This window comes from Mycobacterium kyogaense (genome assembly GCF_036946525.1).
Classification (GTDB): domain Bacteria; phylum Actinomycetota; class Actinomycetes; order Mycobacteriales; family Mycobacteriaceae; genus Mycobacterium; species Mycobacterium kyogaense_A.
In genome coordinates this window covers 26,914-43,153 of the sequence record NZ_JAQIIY010000035.1, presented here as the reverse complement: position 1 = coordinate 43,153, position 16,240 = coordinate 26,914, and the positions used below count along the sequence as shown (strand labels likewise).

17 protein-coding genes are annotated in these 16,240 nt (G+C 67.9%); 12 read left to right on the top strand and 5 right to left on the bottom strand.

Annotated elements, in window-relative coordinates:
* Positions 1-7: 7 nt before the first annotated feature.
* Entirely contained in the window at positions 8-940 is a 933-nt protein-coding gene (locus PGN37_RS24740; RefSeq protein ID WP_335333624.1) for a DUF389 domain-containing protein, read from the bottom strand.
* Positions 941-1,125: 185 nt separating this feature from the next.
* On the opposite strand from PGN37_RS24740, the gene PGN37_RS24735 reads away from it, so the two are divergent.
* Genes PGN37_RS24735 through PGN37_RS24695 form a run of 9 tightly spaced genes read left to right on the top strand, consistent with a single transcriptional unit; the run spans position 1,126 to position 9,567 of the window.
* Positions 1,126-1,920, top strand: a complete 795-nt coding sequence (locus tag PGN37_RS24735) for a DeoR/GlpR family DNA-binding transcription regulator (protein ID WP_335333623.1) — start codon at positions 1,126-1,128, stop codon at positions 1,918-1,920.
* Entirely contained in the window at positions 1,917-3,410 is a 1,494-nt protein-coding gene (locus PGN37_RS24730; protein WP_335333621.1) for an FGGY-family carbohydrate kinase, read from the top strand. Before PGN37_RS24735 ends, PGN37_RS24730 begins: the two co-directional genes overlap by 4 nt.
* A 16-nt stretch (positions 3,411-3,426) precedes the next feature.
* Positions 3,427-4,752 (top strand): ABC transporter substrate-binding protein, encoded by a 1,326-nt coding sequence (locus PGN37_RS24725; RefSeq protein ID WP_335333620.1) that lies wholly within the window; start codon positions 3,427-3,429, stop codon positions 4,750-4,752.
* A gap of 54 nt (positions 4,753-4,806) precedes the next feature.
* Complete coding sequence (locus PGN37_RS24720) at positions 4,807-5,667, top strand: carbohydrate ABC transporter permease (protein ID WP_335333619.1); 861 nt, start codon at positions 4,807-4,809, stop codon at positions 5,665-5,667.
* Positions 5,667-6,482, top strand: a complete 816-nt coding sequence (locus PGN37_RS24715; RefSeq protein WP_335333618.1) for a carbohydrate ABC transporter permease — start codon at positions 5,667-5,669, stop codon at positions 6,480-6,482. The genes PGN37_RS24720 and PGN37_RS24715 overlap by 1 nt, the downstream gene beginning before the upstream one ends.
* A 10-nt stretch (positions 6,483-6,492) precedes the next feature.
* Positions 6,493-7,563 (top strand): ABC transporter ATP-binding protein, encoded by a 1,071-nt coding sequence (locus PGN37_RS24710; RefSeq protein ID WP_335333617.1) that lies wholly within the window; start codon positions 6,493-6,495, stop codon positions 7,561-7,563.
* Between the two features lie 24 nt (positions 7,564-7,587).
* Positions 7,588-8,358, top strand: coding sequence for an SDR family NAD(P)-dependent oxidoreductase (locus PGN37_RS24705; RefSeq protein ID WP_335333616.1), 771 nt, complete (start codon positions 7,588-7,590; stop codon positions 8,356-8,358).
* A gap of 46 nt (positions 8,359-8,404) precedes the next feature.
* Positions 8,405-9,226, top strand: a complete 822-nt coding sequence (locus PGN37_RS24700) for a BtpA/SgcQ family protein (RefSeq protein ID WP_335333615.1) — start codon at positions 8,405-8,407, stop codon at positions 9,224-9,226.
* A complete protein-coding gene (locus PGN37_RS24695) occupies positions 9,223-9,567 on the top strand; it encodes a cupin domain-containing protein (protein WP_335333614.1) in 345 nt (114 codons plus the stop codon). The genes PGN37_RS24700 and PGN37_RS24695 overlap by 4 nt, the downstream gene beginning before the upstream one ends.
* On the opposite strand, the gene PGN37_RS24690 is transcribed toward PGN37_RS24695, so the two are convergent.
* Positions 9,560-10,021, bottom strand: a complete 462-nt coding sequence (locus tag PGN37_RS24690) for a winged helix-turn-helix transcriptional regulator (RefSeq protein ID WP_335333613.1) — start codon at positions 10,019-10,021, stop codon at positions 9,560-9,562. The genes PGN37_RS24695 and PGN37_RS24690 overlap by 8 nt on opposite strands.
* A 95-nt stretch (positions 10,022-10,116) precedes the next feature.
* Between PGN37_RS24690 and PGN37_RS24685 the strand changes: the two genes are divergently transcribed.
* Positions 10,117-11,301 carry a thiolase family protein gene (locus PGN37_RS24685; protein ID WP_335333612.1) on the top strand — a complete coding sequence of 395 codons (1,185 nt, stop codon included), beginning with the start codon at positions 10,117-10,119 and terminating at the stop codon, positions 11,299-11,301.
* Position 11,302: 1 nt separating this feature from the next.
* A complete protein-coding gene (locus PGN37_RS24680; protein WP_335333611.1) occupies positions 11,303-11,791 on the top strand; it encodes a DUF302 domain-containing protein in 489 nt (162 codons plus the stop codon).
* Here PGN37_RS24680 and PGN37_RS24675 read toward each other — a convergent pair.
* Positions 11,781-12,233 (bottom strand): nitroreductase family deazaflavin-dependent oxidoreductase, encoded by a 453-nt coding sequence (locus PGN37_RS24675; protein ID WP_335333610.1) that lies wholly within the window; start codon positions 12,231-12,233, stop codon positions 11,781-11,783. The two genes, PGN37_RS24680 and PGN37_RS24675, sit on opposite strands and share 11 nt — an antisense overlap.
* Before the next feature lie 29 nt (positions 12,234-12,262).
* Entirely contained in the window at positions 12,263-13,690 is a 1,428-nt protein-coding gene (locus PGN37_RS24670) for an APC family permease (RefSeq protein WP_335333609.1), read from the bottom strand.
* A gap of 114 nt (positions 13,691-13,804) precedes the next feature.
* Between PGN37_RS24670 and PGN37_RS24665 the strand changes: the two genes are divergently transcribed.
* On the top strand, positions 13,805-15,475 hold the full coding sequence (locus PGN37_RS24665; RefSeq protein ID WP_335333608.1) for a serine hydrolase domain-containing protein: 1,671 nt from the start codon (positions 13,805-13,807) through the stop codon (positions 15,473-15,475).
* Here PGN37_RS24665 and PGN37_RS24660 read toward each other — a convergent pair.
* The gene (locus tag PGN37_RS24660) at positions 15,465-16,214 is read right to left on the bottom strand and encodes a glucosamine-6-phosphate deaminase (RefSeq protein ID WP_335333607.1); all 750 of its coding nucleotides are present in this window, start codon (positions 16,212-16,214) and stop codon (positions 15,465-15,467) included. The genes PGN37_RS24665 and PGN37_RS24660 overlap by 11 nt on opposite strands.
* Positions 16,215-16,240 lie beyond the last annotated feature (26 nt).

The window sequence follows — 16,240 nt, the reverse complement described above, 5'->3', positions numbered from 1 at the left end:
GGTCGCGTCAGGTCTGCGCGCGCCGCGGAATGAGGTTGGTGCGCGGACGAAGCACCAGCACCAACACACACGCGATCACGATGCCGGCGAGGTTGACGGCGAGCTGGGTGGCCGAGCGAGCCGCCATCCCCCAGTCCCCGAGCACGCCCGCGACCGCTGTGAATCCCGCCGCGGGCACTGTCGTCACAGAGATGAAGACCCCGACCAGGGCCGCCGATTTGGCCGATACCAGCGACAGCATGCCGGCGGCGCCGGCGAGCAGCGCCACGACGAACGAGACCGGTCCTACCTGGAAGATGAAGTCCACGTCCTCGACGCTGCGGACGGCATCGAGGTCCACCCAGCCCACGGCATGGGCGGCCATGGTCAGCAGCGCCGTGACGCCCATCGCGATGGGGAATCCGACCAGCAGCGCGATCGCGGCCCGGCGCGCCAGATCGACCCGACGTTGAACGAGCGCGACCGAGACCGCCGCCAGGGGGCCGAACTCGGGTCCCAGCACCATCGCGCCGACGACGGTCACCATCGAGTCGGTGACCGCCCCGACGGCGGTCAACAGGCACGCCAACGTGAGGAAGAGCACGAAAGTCACCGACAGCGTGGACTCCTCGCGGGTGCGGCCGATGAGTTCGTCCCACACCACCGCGTCGGCGGGGTCCCCTTCGGCATCGTCCTCGGCCTCGTGCGCGCGGGTCGACAGCACGGTGTCGAGAACCGTCAGCAGGATCGCGCCCCGATGTTGGGCGTCGAGGTCTTTGAGGGACTTGATGACGTCGTTGGCGCATTCGCGGGCGATCACCGCGGTGATCTCGTCTCCTCCGGGCGGCTCCACGGCCGCGCCGGGGTGGATCAGGATGTGCGCCACGCCGACCTGTCGACTCAAGACGGCCACGACGTCGTCACGCATGTCGGCGGGCACGATGACGCGCAAGTCCAGCACCGGCGCCAGTTAACAGGTGCGCGGCCGCCGCCGGAACGGGTTGAGAACTTTTCGCCGCTAAGTGTGGCGAGTGCACAGCACGCTGTTATAGATTCACACTCCATCGCGACATTCGAAGTCACGCCCACCCGAGCAGGAGAGATTTCTGTGAATTTTGAACAGAAGCTGCCGGTGCAATCGTGGACGTGAAGTCCCGGCGCGACCACATCGAGCAGCGGGTGCGCACCGCCCGCGAGATCACCTACGCCGACCTGGCCACCGAGTTCGACGTCTCGGAGATGACGATCCGCCGCGACGTGGAAGCTCTCGAGGCCAGCGGCGTGGTGCGGCGCGTGGTCGGCGGTGCGATCGCCCTGCAGGGCAAGGACACCGAGCCGTCGTTCGCGACTCGGATGGCCGACGCCGCGCAGGAGAAGATCCACATCGCCGACGTCGTCGCCGATCTGATCGGGGTGAACGAGACGCTCATCCTCGACTCCGGCAGCACCGCGCTGGCGGTGGCGAACTCGTTGCGCGGGCGCGGGCTCGGCCTGACCGTCGTGACGCCGAGCGTGCTGGCCGCCCTCGCGCTGGTCGACGAGCTCGACACCACGGTCGTCCTGACCGGCGGCGAATTGCGCTCCGGCGAATTGAGTCTGATCGGGTCCGCGGCAGAGGACACGCTCGCCAACTACAACTGCGACACCTACGTGATGGGTGTGGCCGGCATCGACGGCGAGCGTGGGATATCCGACTATCACCAGGCCGAGAGCCGGGTTAAGCGCGCAGCCAGCCGTCGCGCCGACCGGGTGATCGTCGCGGCCGACAAATCCAAGCTCGGCCGCGTCACGTTCGTCAGCATCACCGCGCTCGCCAGCGTCGCGACCATCGTGAGCGATGGTCCCCCGGACCACCCGGCGCTGGTCGCCGCCCGCGACGCGGGGGTCGAGGTCATCTGCGTGAGCGCCCATCACGACGCCCCCGCGTCGGAGGCCCGATGAGCCGCTACACCGTCGGCATCGACATCGGCACCACGGGCACCAAGACCGTGCTGCTGGACACCGAGAGCGGGATCGTCGCGACCGCCACCCGCGACACCACCCTGTACTCCGACGCTCCCGGGTATGCCGAAGCCGATACCGAGCAGTGGCACCGCAACGTCATCGAGTCGATTCGCGAGGTGCTGCACACCGCGGGCGTCCCCGCCGAGGGGGTGGGCGCGCTCGCGACCTCCGGCATGGTGCCCGCCGTGGTCCCCCTCGACGACACGGGACGTCCGCTGCGCCGGGCCATCCTCCAGAATGACGCGCGCGCCCATCGCGAAGTGGTCGACCTGGCGGCCGCGCTCGCCGACACCGACCTCGTGCACCTCACCGGGTCGGCCCTCACCCAGCAGTCGGTGGCACCGACGACCGTGTGGTTGCGCGATCACGAACCCGAGGCGTCGGCCCGCACGGCGCACTGGGTGGGCTCCTACGACTGGGTGCTGACGGCGCTCGGTGCCCCCGTCCACGTCGAAGAGAACTGGGCCATCGAATCCGGTCTGTTCACCCTCGACGGCCAGCTCGCCGAGATGGTCCTCACCGCAGCGGAACTCGATCCGGCCACGCTGCCCGCGGTGCGGCGTCCCGGCACCCAGGTCGGAGAACTCAGTCGGGCTGCCGCCGAGGCGACCGGGCTGCGCGCCGGCACCCCACTGGTGGTCGGTGGAGCCGACCACGTGCTGTCGGCGTTCGCGGCGGGCGTCAACGGTCCGGGTGACGCCCTGGTGAAACTCGGTGGCGCAGGCGACATCCTGGTCGCCAGCGACAGCCCCGTCGTCGACGAGCGCCTCTACCTTGACGCCCATCCGACGCCGGGGCACTGGCTGCCCAACGGCTGCATGGCCACCAGCGGCAGCCTCATCCGGTGGTTCCACACGCTGATCGGCGGCACCGCGACCCACACATCGCTGACCGACCTCGACGACGAGGCGGCACAGCAGCCGCCTGCCGAGATCCTCTGTCTCCCCTACTTTCTCGGCGAGAAGAGCCCGCTGCACGATCCCGATCTGCGGGGAGTGTTCGCGGGCATGCATCTCGGCCACGGCCGCGCCGACATGTACCGCGCCGTGCTGGAGGCCATCGCCTTCGGGTTCCGCCACCACGTCGACGTCTTCGCCGAGATCGGGATACCGCTGAGCCGGGTGATGATCACCAACGGAGGGTCGAAGTCCACGCTGTGGAAGCAGATCCACGCCGACGTCCTCGGCATGGAGATGAACCCGGTGCGCGGGCACCCCGGAGCGTCGTTGGGTGCCGCGGTGATCGCGGCCATCGGCGTCGGCGCCCTCGACGACTGGTCCGACGCCTCACGCTTCATCGCGCTCGACGAGCCCTACATCCCTGACCCCGCCCGCCGAGAGCGCTATGACCACGCCTACGCAGCGTGGCGCGATCTCGGCAACGCGGTGGCCCCGATCTCCCACGCACTGGCACGCACCACCCGATGAAAGGAGCACGACCGCAATGAGAATCACGCAAACACCCTCCGCGAGGCGACGGAGCCGCACCCTTCGCTCTGTCGCCCTCACCCTGTTCGCCGTTCTGGCTCTCGCACTGTCCGCGTGTGCGGGCAGCGGCGGCCCGGAACAGTCGCAGGCGACCGGCACCGGCGAGGTGGCCAAGGACACCTCGGGCACCGTGCGCATCCTGATGGAGAACGTGCCGGACACCGACATCGTGAAGTCGATGGTGGCCGACTTCAACAAGACCTTCCCCGACATCAAGGTCGACATCGAGTCGCTGACCTATGACCAGATGCGCGACAAGCTGGTGTCGTCCTTCCAGTCCTCGACACCCACCTACGACCTGATCGTCGTCGACAATCCGTGGATGGTCGACTTCGCCAACGCGAAGTTCCTGCAGCCGCTCGACGCGCGCATCGACAGCACCCCGGATTACGACGCGGCCGACTTCTTCAAGCCCCTGACCGACATCACCACCGTCGACGGGGTGCGCTACGGAGTTCCGTTCTACAACTACGCACTCGGATACCTCTACAACACAGACGATCTCGCGGCCGCCAATCAGCAGGTACCCACCAACCTCGACCAGCTGGTCAGTGTCAGCAAGGCGCTCAAGACCCCGGAGCGCGCCGGCATCGCGATGCAGCCGCAGCGCGGGTACAAGATCTTCGAGGAGTGGGGCAACTGGCTCTTCGCCGCGGGCGGCTCTATCTACGGCGCCGACGGCAAGGTCACGCTGAACACCCCCGAGGCCAAGCGTGCGCTCGAGGCCTACATCGACACCTATCGCACCGCGGCGCCGCCGAACAGCCTGAACTGGAGCATGGACGAAGCCCAGCGGTCGGTGTCGGCCAACCAGTCGGCCTCGATGATCAACTACAACTGGCAGCTGCCCGCGATCAACGAGCCCGGCTCGGGCCCGGCGGCAGGCAAGGTCAAGCTGGCGCCGATCCCCGGCGGCAAGCAGGTCCTGGGTTCCTGGAGCTGGGCGATCCCGGCCAACTCCGCCAGCTCCGACGCGGCGTGGGCGTTCGCCTCGTGGATCACCGCCAAGCCCAACGATGTCACCCGCGTCGAGAACGGTGGAGCGGCGATCCGCAAGAGCACGCTCGCCGATCCCGCTGTGCTGCAGGGGAAATTCGGCGCTGACTACTACAAAACGGTCGAGCAGCTGCTGGCCAACTCGGCGCCGCTGAGCCAGGGGCCCAGCGGTGAGGAGATGATCCAGGCGGTCGGCACCGAGCTCAACGAAGCCGTGGCCGGTACCAAGAGCGTCGACGACGCCCTGGCCGCCGCCCAGGCCGCAGCCGAGAAGATCCAGGGCTAGCCGGGTCTTCGAGAACCGGAAGCCGACCACCCCACGAAAGGAGCGCAGACCACCGTGAAATTCGCTCATGGCATGGTCACCCCCCTCGTCGCCCTTTTCGTCGGGGTGGTCGGTTTCCCCCTCGGATACGCCGCGTACCTGTCGGTGACCGACTACAAGCTCACCGACCGCGGCGCGCCGAGCATCGTCGGCGCCGACAACTACGCCGCCACCTTCGGCGACACCGCGTTCTGGCATGCGTTCGGCACCACCGCCCTGTTCGTCGCGGTCGCCGTCGGGATGGAGCTCATTCTCGGCCTGGCGATAGCCCTCTCGCTGCAGAAGCAGCGCTGGGCAAAGGATCTCACGCGCTCGATGCTGCTGGCACCGATGTTCATCACGCCGATCGCGGTGGGGCTCACGTTCCGCTTCCTGCTCAACGACCAACTCGGCGCCATCCCGGAGCTGCTGCGCGGGCTCGGCATCTCCTATGACTTCTTCGGGCCCGGCCGCGCACTGTTCACGATCGCGTTCATCGACGTCTGGCAATGGACCCCGTTCATGGTGCTGCTGCTGCTCGCCGGCCTGGAATCGATTCCGCGCGAACCGATGGACGCCGCGCGGGTCGACGGTGCCAGCGCCTTCTACGTGCTGCGCCGCGTCACTCTGCCTCTGCTCGCCCCGGTCCTGGTGGTGGCGATCCTGCTGCGCTGCCTCGATGCGATGAAGGTGTTCGAGTACGTGTTCGCCACCACGCGCGGCGGGCCGGGCACCGAAACCGAGACGCTGCAGTACTTCATCTACCAGACCGGTATCCAGTTCTTCCGGCTCGGCTCGGCATCGTCGATGGCGTTCGTCGTGCTGGTGGTGGTGCTGGCCGTCATCGTCGTCGCCTTCCGCCGTATGGACCGGGCACGGGAGAGGACGCACACGTGATGAGTCGCTTCTCGATCCTCGGGGTGCTGCGGGTCACACTGCTGTGGGCGGCCGGCATCACCGTCGCGTTCCCGCTGTTGTGGATCGCGCTGGCGAGTGTGAAAACCCCTGCGCAGCTCGACGATCCGTTCCTGCTGAACTTCACCCCGACGCTGGCGAGCTGGCGCAACGTGCTGGCCTCGGACATCCTCGGCGCGGCGGGACGCAGCGCGCTAGTGGCGCTGGTGACCGTCGGCATCAGCGTCGTGGTCGGCAGCACGGGCGCCTACGCGATCGCCCGGTTCCGGGCGGGCGGGACACTGACCCGGTTCGGGATGCTCGCCGCCCAGGTGCTGCCCCCGGCGGTGCTGGTCTTCCCGTTCCTGACGATGGCCTACGCGCTACGGCTGACCGACACGCTGGTGCCGGTGATCTTCGCGCACCTCAGTTTCGTTCTGCCCGTGGTCACCTGGTTCCTCATCGGATTCTTCGAGGCGGTGCCGCGCTCACTGGAGGAGCAGGCACAGGTCGACGGATTCACCCGCTTCGCCGCATTCCGGTTGGTGGTACTCCCCCAGGTACTGCCCGGCGTCGGTGCCTCGGCGATCTTCGGGTTCACCCTGTCGTGGAACGACTTGTTCTACGGCCTGATCCTGGCGCCGGGCAAGGCGGCGATCCTGCCGGTGGCGATCGCCGGCTTCAACACGTTCCGCGGAGTTCAGATCGGCTCGATGAGCGCGGCGATCCTGATCGCGGTCATTCCCGTCGTCGTGGCGAGCTTCTTCATCCAGCGCAGGTTGGTGCAGGGCATCAGCGGCGGCGCGGTGAAGTTCTAGGAAGGCATCCATGGCGCAGGTCCGATTCTCCGGTGTCACCAAGGCGTACGGAAACGCCTCGGTGGTCAGCGATCTCGATCTCGAACTACCCGATGGCTCGTTCACCGTGCTGGTCGGTCCGTCCGGCTGCGGCAAGTCGACGTCGCTGCGCATGCTGGCCGGGCTGGAGACCGTCAGCTCGGGCACCATCACGATCGGCGAGCGCGACGTCACCCATCTGCAGCCGCGCGACCGCGACATCGCGATGGTGTTCCAGAACTATGCGCTCTACCCCCACCTGAGCGTGGCGGAGAACATCGCGTTCCCGCTGCGGGCCACCCGCACACCGCGCCGCGAGGCGCTCGCGCGCGCCGGCGAGATCGCCGAATCGCTGGGCCTGGCACAGTTGTTGTCGCGCAAGCCCAAAGACCTCAGCGGCGGCCAGCAGCAGCGCGTCGCGATCGGCCGGGCCATCATCCGCGAGCCGTCGGTGTTCCTGTTCGACGAGCCGCTGTCCAACCTCGACGCGAAGCTGCGGGTGGAGACCAGGACCGAGCTGCTGCAGATCCAGCGACGGCTGGGGATCACCTCGGTGTACGTGACCCACGACCAGGAAGAGGCGATGACGCTCTCGGACCGGATGGTCGTGATGCGTGACGGCCGTATCGCCCAGCAGGGTCCGCCGCAGGAGGTCTACGCCCGGCCGGTCGACACGTTCGTCGCCACCTTCGTGGGCAGCCCGAAGATGAACCTGCTCGACGGCGAGTTCGAGGGCCGGAACTTCCATCTGGCCAACGGTTTCGCGCTGACCACCGACAGGTCCGGCGCGGCCGGCCCCCTTCGCCTGGGGGTTCGGCCCGACGATCTGGAGCTCGCCCCCACCGATATAGACGCCGACACTGATGATTCAGCCCGGGTCACGCTGATCGAGAACCTCGGCCCCCGAGCGATCGTCACGATCGACGCGCGCGGCACCGAGATCACCGCCGTCGTCGACGGACCCGCACTCGCGGGCATCGCCGAAGGCACGCCGGTCGCCCTGTCCGTGCGCCCCGGCGCCACCCACCTTTTCGACGCCGCCACCGGGCAGCGAACCGCGTAGAACACGAGAGGAACACAACACCTGATGAGCAGAACCGTCGTGGTCACCGGCGCCGGCTCGGGCATCGGCCGCGCGATCGCCCGCGAACTCGCCCACCGGCAGTGGCGGGTGATCGTCACCGATCTGGACGCCGCCGCCGCCACGGCCGCGGTGGGCACGCTGGCGAACTCCGGCGCCGGCCACGAAGCCGCGGCCCTTGACGTCACCGATGCGGCCGCCGCGGCCGCACTGGCCGCCGATGTGGCCGACCGCCTCGGCCTGCACGCCTGGGTGAGCAATGCCGGCATCTCGTTCATGCATCGCTTTCTCGATGCACCGGTGGAGCGCTACGACCAGACGATGGCGGTGAACCTCAAGGGCGTGTTCGTCTGCGGTCAGGCCGCGGCGCGCGAGATGGTGCGCACCGGCGTGGCGGGCGCGATCGTCAACACCGCCTCGATGGCCGGCAAACAGGGCCGCGTGCCCTACCTGTCGGACTACGTCGCGTCGAAGTTCGGCGTCGTCGGCCTCACGCAGGCGATGGCGTACGAACTCGGCGAGCACGGCATCACCGTCAACTGCGTGTGCCCGGGCTACGTCGAAACACCCATGCAATCAAGAGAATTGGAGTGGGAGGCGCAACTGCGCGGCACCACCCCGGAGGGTGTGCGCGACATGATGCTCGCCGACACACCGCTGGGCAGGCTCGAGCAGCCCGAGGATGTCGCGCGGGCCGTTGCGTTCCTGCTCTCCGACGACGCCCGATTCATCACCGGGGAAGCGCTGGCCGTCAACGGCGGCGCGTACATGGATTGAGACCCCCCAACACTTCCGAAGCTTGTTCAACAGAAAGGCAATTCCCGTGACCACCACCTGGCTCGACGAGGTTTTCGGCGTCAGCAAGCCCGTCATCGCCATGCTGCACCTGTCCGCTCTGCCCGGGGACCCCGGCTACGACTCGGCCGGCGGCATCGCCGCGGTGCTCGAGAGGGCCCGCACCGAACTCGACGCGCTGCAGAGCGGCGGGGTCGACGGGATCATGATCAGCAACGAGTTCAGCCTGCCGTACCTGACCAAGACCGAACCGATCACCGCGATCACGATGGCACGCATCATCGGCGAGCTGCTGCCCGACATCACCGTGCCGTACGGGGTGAACGTGCTGTGGGACGGTCGTGCGTCGATCGACCTCGCCGTCGCCACCGGGGCGTCGTTCGTGCGGGAGATCTTCACCGGTGTCTACGCCAGCGATTTCGGCCTGTGGGACACCAACGTCGGTGAAGTGGCCCGGCACCGGGCCCGCGTCGGCGGTGCCGGGGTGAGGCTGCTGTTCAACATCGTCCCGGAATCAGCGCAGTACCTGGCCGACCGGGATCTGGCGGCGATCACCCGCACCACGGTGTTCGCCACGCTGCCCGACGCGATCTGCGTCTCGGGGGCCACGGCCGGCTCCCCGACCGACACCGAGGCGCTCAAGGTGGTCAAGGACGCGGCCGGTGCGGTGCCGGTGTTCGTCAACACCGGTGTGCGCGCCAACAACGTCGCCAGCCAGCTCGCCATCGCCGACGGCGCCGTCGTCGGTACGTACTTCAAGAAGGACGGCGTGTTCGAGAACCCCGCCGAGACGTCGCGGGTGCAAGAACTGATGGCCGCGGCCAAGGAGTTCCGGCAGGCCCTGCGGTGACTGCGCTGCAAGCCAACAGCGTGCTGCGCGCGGCTCACGTGCCGGTCGAGCTCGCCGATGTGCCCGCCGACCAGAGTGTGGCGGGGCGGCCGCAGACCGGCAGCGTCGAGCTCGGCAGCCTCGGCGAGGTCGAGGTCGGCATCTGGGAGATGACCGAGGGCATCATGACCGATGTCGAGAGCGACGAGATCTTCATCGTGCTCACCGGCCGGGCCACCGTCGAATTCGCCGACGGCACAGCGCCGTTGACGCTCGTTCCCGGCGATGTGGTGCGACTGGCCGAGGGATCGCGGACCACCTGGACCGTGACCGAGCGGCTGCGCAAGGTCTACCTCACCTGAGCGCGATCCCCAGCTCGTCCGGGGGCACCACATGCCCGTTGTCGCAGACGATCTCGACGCCCGCCTGGGCCCCGCACCCCAGGTGCTTCAGCCGCAGTGCCGAGTCGCCGAGGTGCTTGCGGCCCCACTCGAACATCGCCCACACCACCGGCATGAACTCCGTACCGGCGTCGGTGAGCACGTACTCGTCGCGAACCCGCTGGCCCGGTTCGCGGTAGGGCTGTTTGGCCAGCAAGCCGGCGTCGACCAGTTCGGAAAGCCGGGCCGAGGTGGCCGCCTTCGTGATGCCGACCCTGCGGGCGAAATCGTCGAACCGGGTGGTGCCGTAAAAGGCCTCCCGCATGATCAGCATCGCCGACTTGGTGCCGACCAGGCCCATCGTCTTCTCGACCGGGCACTTGCCGATCGCCGACCACGCGTCGCGGTCGGCCAGTGGCCCCTGCAGCACTGTCATGCAGATCACTCCCCTGCTGGGTTGTTGTCGGTGTACTCAGCTGTTACATCTGAGTATAGAGAGCAGTACTCAGAGCCGAGTCTCCAGGAGGACACATGTCCGAATACTCCGATCGCGACGCCGTCATCGTCGGCGCGGTACGCACCCCCGTCGGCAAGGGTAAGGCCACCGGTGCGCTGCACGAGGTCCTGCCCGCCGATCTGCTGGCCCACAGCCTGCGCGAAGTGATCACCCGCACCGGTGTCGACCCGGTCGAGATCGACGACGTCATTGCAGGCGCGGTCACCCAGGCCGGTGACCAGGCGCTCAATATCGCCCGAAACGCCCTGCTGGGCGCGGGATTCCCCGAGTCCGTCCCGGGTACCACGGTCGACCGCCAGTGCGGCAGCAGCCAGCAGGCCATCAGCTTCGCCGCGCAGGGAGTCCTGGCCGGCGCCTACGACATCGTGATCGCCGCGGGCGTCGAATCGATGAGCCGGGTCCCGATGGGCGCCGCAGTGCTGCCGGGCAGCAGCCCGTTCGGCGACGGTATGGCGCAGCGCTACCCCGACGGCCTCGTGGCCCAGGGCATCAGCGCCGAACTCATCGCGGCGAAGTGGAACCTGTCGCGCACCGAGCTCGACGAGTTCTCCGCCGAGAGCCATCAGAAAGCCGCACGCGCCGCCAAGGACGGTCTGTTCGACGCCGAACTCGCGCCGATCGCGGGGTTGACCCACGACGAGATCATCCGGCCCGACACGACGGTCGAGACGCTGGCCGGGTTGCGGCCGGCGTTCTACAACGAGGCAATCGGAACGCGCTTCCCGCAGATCGACTGGCGGATCACGCCAGGCAACAGCTCGCCGCTGTCCGACGGCAGCGCCGCGGTGATGATCACCAGCGGGGCCGCCGCGCGCCGGCTCGGCCTGACACCGCTCGCCCGTATCCACACGACGGTCGCGGTGGGCTCCGATCCGCTGTACATGCTGACCGGCGTGATCCCAGCGACCGAGAAGGTGCTGGCCCGCTCGGGCCTCTCGCTCGCCGACATCGACCTGTTCGAAGTCAACGAGGCATTCGCGCCCGTGGTGCTGGCGTGGGCCCGCGACACCGGTGCCGATCTGGCTCGCACCAACGTCAACGGCGGCGCGATCGCGATCGGGCACCCCTTGGGCGCCAGTGGGGCCCGCATCATGACCACGCTCGTCAACGCGCTGCACCAGCGTGGGGGTCGCTACGCCCTGCAGACCATGTGTGAGGGTGGCGGGATGGCCAACGCCACGATCATCGAGCGTCTCTGACATGGCGACCGAGACCCGGTTCGAGGGTGTCCGGGTGCGCTACGACAGCACCAAGAGTTACGACGACCTCGTCGCCGCGCTGCTCGCCGACATCGGCGAGCAACCGGTGCCGATCACCGAGATCGGTGCCGCGGGCGGCGATTGGCAGGCCTATCGCGATCGCGTCGAACCCTATGTCGGCCCCAGCGGGTTCATGCTGTTCGCTCTCCTCGATCACGGGGCATGGATCACCAAAGCCGGTGTCGAGCGCAAGGTCCTGCGCGTGATCCTCGGCAATCCGTTGATCGCGATCACGATGGTCCGCCACGACCAGACGGCCGCTCTGTTCGTTCCCGTCGAGGTGCTCGTCCTCGACGAGGACGGTGGCAGCAGCCTCACCTATGTCAGGCCGTCGTCGCTGATGCTCGTCGAATCCAACGCGGAACTGCGTGCCGCAGCCGTGGCACTGGACGAGAAGCTGGCGGCGTTGGCCGCCAAGGTCACCTCGTGAGTTCGAACAGCGGGATGACCCGGGTCGTCTTCGCCTGGTACTCGCCGAACTGCGGTGCCCTCTCGACGACGCGGGGATACAGGGCGTCGCGCTCCTCGCCGGGCAGCTCCGTGGCTGTCGCGTCGTAGGAGTCGTCACCGATCTCGACGTGGACTGCCGGGTGGGCGCGCAGATTGTGCACCCATGCCGGCGCCTTCGGCGCACCACCCATCGAGCCGGCGATCAGAATGCGGCCGTCGATGTCGAAATACACCAGCGGGGACAGACGCGGCTCCCCCGACTTCGCGCCCGTCGTGGTCAGCAGCACGATGGGCATGCCTTCGAAGGGGCCGCCGACCTTGCCGCCGTTCGCGCGGAACTCCTCGACGACCTGCCGGTTCATCTCGTTGAGCGCGTCGGCGTTGTTGACCAGTTCTTCTGAATTGAATTCGGTGTCACTCATACCGGGTCACGACCCCGGCGAGGACGAATCTATTCCCCGAAGCGTCGGCGTCCCGCCGTGTAGTAGGGCGCCTTCCCGATGCGCGCCGACAGGAACGACAACACCAGGCCGAAGGCCGAAAGCCCCACGCCGAAGGCGATCTCGATCCCGTTGAGGGAACCGGACGCCAGCGCGTAGACGATGACGAAGGCCAGGAAGAGGGCACCCAGGCCCGGCATCACGCCACCGATCACGAAATCGCCCACCGATCGGGTGATCTGGGTGCGGTAGCACCAGATGGCAGTGGTGGCGGTGAGTAGATAGAAGATGGCAGCCATCAGGCCCAGGGTGCTGACGATGTCTGCCAGCGCGGCGCCCACCGAGCTGATCAGCGTCGAGCCCCAGAGGAACACGACATTGAGCAACCCGAAAACCAGCGTGGCGTTCCACGGTGTGCCGAAGCGGTGGTGGACACCGGCGAACCAGGAGGGGATGACGCGGTCGCGTCCCATCGCGAAACCGATGCGAGACGAGCTGACGATCGCTGCGAGAAGCGATGCGAGCGTGCCTCCGAGCACGGCCGCGATCATCACCTCTTTCCAGAAGCCGCCACCGAGGCGCTCGCCCACGAATGCCAGGATGTTGGCGGCGTGGTCCTGCATCTCGGACATGGGCGCGATGCCCTGGAACGCCAGCACGGTCACCGAATAGATGACGAAGAGCAGGACGACGCTGGTCACGGCGGCCCGCCCGGCCTTCTTCCCCGACGATTCCTCACCGACGTAGGCGGCGGTGTCCCAGCCCGAGTAGAGGAAGATCGCCAGGAGCACACCGGCGATGAGCGAGTCGAAACCGCCGGCGCCGCTGATGGTGAACCACGACGAGTCCACCGGGACCACACCGGGATGACCGGAACTGATGTAAACGACAGCGGCAACGGCGAATCCGAGAACCAGTGCGTACTCGAAGACCGCCCACATCCATTGGAACTTCGCGGACAGTTGAGCGCCCAGCGCGGCGACGACGAGGACGACGACATTGAAGACGGTGCCGACGGCGGCCACCGCGACGGCGTCGTTGGCCGCGTCGTCGGAGAAGAAGCTCAGCAGGTAGCTTCCCAGCGGGATCGTCAGGCTCGTGGTGCCGACCGTGTAGTACAGCAGCATGATCCAGCCGGCGAAGAAGCCGACGTGCGGGTTGAGGACCCTGCCCACCCACGAATAGGTCGCGCCGGCACTGGGTTGCCAGGCGTGCAATCGCTGATAGCCGAGCGCGATGCCGAGCATCGGCACGAAGCAGATCAGGATCGGCAGGAAGCCGGCGTAGGAGACGGTGGCCAGGATTGCCGCCAGCGTGACGGCGACGCTCTGGGTGGGGCCAGAACTGGCAAGGGCCATCACGACGACGTCACCGGCGCGCAGTGCCCCGGACCTCAGACTGCCTCGCTGCCGGCTCTGTTCAGATGCGGTGTCGGACACTGCCAATTCTCCTCGGGCTCGTCCCCCGCGCCAACATAATACTCAGTATATTGTCCTGCAACTCGAAGATGAATCGGTGCGCACCTCGCCCGACGATGCGAAGGGAGTTCTGGAGTGACGTCACCCGAGCAGGGCCGGGCGGACCTGACGACGCTCATCGCAGCGATCGCTCGGCACTGGTCGATTCCGGGGGGCGCGGTCACGGTCGTGGATCGACACGGTGTGGTCTTCACCCATTCCTTCGGCCATGCCGATCCGGTCGCCGGCATTGCAGTGGCGCCGCAGCATCGTTTTCAAATCGGTTCCATCAGTAAGGCTTTCACTGCGATTGCCGCCCTCCGTGCCCTGCGTAGCGGACGGCTCTCCCTCGACGAGCCGGTGAGTGCCGTCCTGGACTGGCTGCCCGAGCCGCTCGACGCCGAGACGCTCACCCTGCGGAGGTTGCTCAACCACACCGCGGGCTTGGTGTCCAGCGTCGACGCCTTGCCCGACGACATCGGTCAGGCGATCTGCTTCCAGGGCTCGCTGTCGTCGGCCGCGCCAGGAAGCTTCTTCCACTACTCGAACCTCGGATACATCCTGACAGGCCTTGCGGTGGCGCAGGTTTCGGGCCGGAGTCTGGTCGACCTGGTCCGCAATGACATCCTCGAACCCCTCGGCATGTCGGACAGTACGGCCTGCGTCACCTACGACGACGATCCGGCGATGGCCCGCGGCTACCGACCGCTGCGCGACGATCGGCCCTGGATTCCAGGCGATCCGGTGGTCGCCGTGCCCTACCTCGAGGTGGCCGGCGCCGACGGCAACATCGCGACGTCGATCGCGGATCTGGGACGTTTCGCCCGGATGCTGCTCGGGCGAGGCACCCTCGACGGTCACACCCTCCTCGAGGTCGAAGAATTCGCCGCCATGGTGCACGCCACCGCACCGTCGGGAGAGGACGTCCTCGCGCTGCCGGGCATCCCGACGTCGATGTCCAGTCGGTACGGCCTCGGGGTGAATGTCGAGCAGGTGCACGGCCGCACCGTACTGTCGCACGGCGGCGGAATGATCGGATACGCGTCGTTTCTGCTCGCCGATCTCGACCACGGGCTGGCCGTCTGCGTCCTGACGAACAGCAACGGCGACTCGCCCGTGGCCGAAGCGCTGGCCCGCACCGTCGCCGCGGAGTTCGAACACCCCGGTTCGGTGCGTCGCGACGACCTCGATCCGTCCTGGTGGGACGCCGACCTCGCCGCCGAACGCGTCGGTGAATTCAGCTGCGCGGCGGCAGTTTCCGAATCGCGCACCCTACGATGCGTCGTCACCGACCAGGCGGGTGCTCACGTCCGGCTCGCAGTCGAGACCGGCGGCGGCACGGCACCGCTGCTGCGGACGTGGGGCGGCGCGGCGCTGACCCGGCACCGTGGCCTGCGGACGTTCGCATTGAGCTTCGATGCCGGCGCATGGCATTGGGGACCCCACATCTTCGCTCGCGGTGACAGCCACGGACAGCGGCTGCCGGCTCGGGCGGACACGCAGCTGTGCGGCCACTACCGCTCGTACACACCGTGGTTCACGAACTTCCGGGTGGTGTCACGGGGCGGACGACTCCTCCTCATCGCCCCGGGTGGTGTCGAAGCGCCCGGCGGTGAGGTGGAGCTGGCGCCCCTCGGCGGTCGCGTCTACCGCATCGGTGCCGATCCCCGTCTCCCGGAACGCCTCACATTCGGGCCGCTGGTCGGCGGTGTCGCCGCATGGGCCGAGCGCGACGGCTGCCGATACTCGCGTGCCTTCACCGACTGAGCAGTCGGTCGCGTACCTCGAGGCCTGCCGCAGCGGGCGGGTCCACGATCACGACGACGTCGGGGTGCTGCTGCAGGATCGAGGCGGGGCACTGTGTGGAGACCGGCCCGCGGACCGCCTCAGCGAGAGCGCCGGCTTTCGCCGCTCCGGTGGCGATCAGGACGGCGGTGCGCGCGGCCATGATCGTGGCCAGTCCCTGTGTGACACAGAGGGTCGGCACGTCCTCGAGCCGGTCGAAGAATCGGGCGTTGTCCCGTCGGGTCGATTCGGCGAGGGCCGCTACCCGGGTGCGCGACTCGAAAAGCGAACCCGGCTCGTTGAAACCGAGGTGCCCATTACGCCCGATCCCCAGGATCTGCAGATCGACCCCGCCCGCCGCACAGATGTCGTCTTCGAACTCCCCGCAGGCGGCGTCGAGGTCGTCGGCAACACCGGTGGGCACCCGAACGCGCCCGGGATCGAGACCCAGAGGTTCGGTCACATGGGTGCGGATCACCGCGGCGTAGCTCCGCCGATCCTCGGGTGGCAGACCGACGTACTCGTCGAGGGCGAAGGCACGTACCCCGCTCATGTCGAGCCCGCCCTGCACGTGCCGCACCAGTTCGGAATACAGGCCCAAGGGGCTCGATCCTGTGGCCAGTCCCAGCACCGCGGTGGGCCGTCGACAGACCAGCTCGGCCACCCGCGCTGCCGCGGTCACCGCCACCTCGGCGGCGTCACGAGCGACGACGATTTCCACGTTTGTCCTCATTCCTTGTATAACGA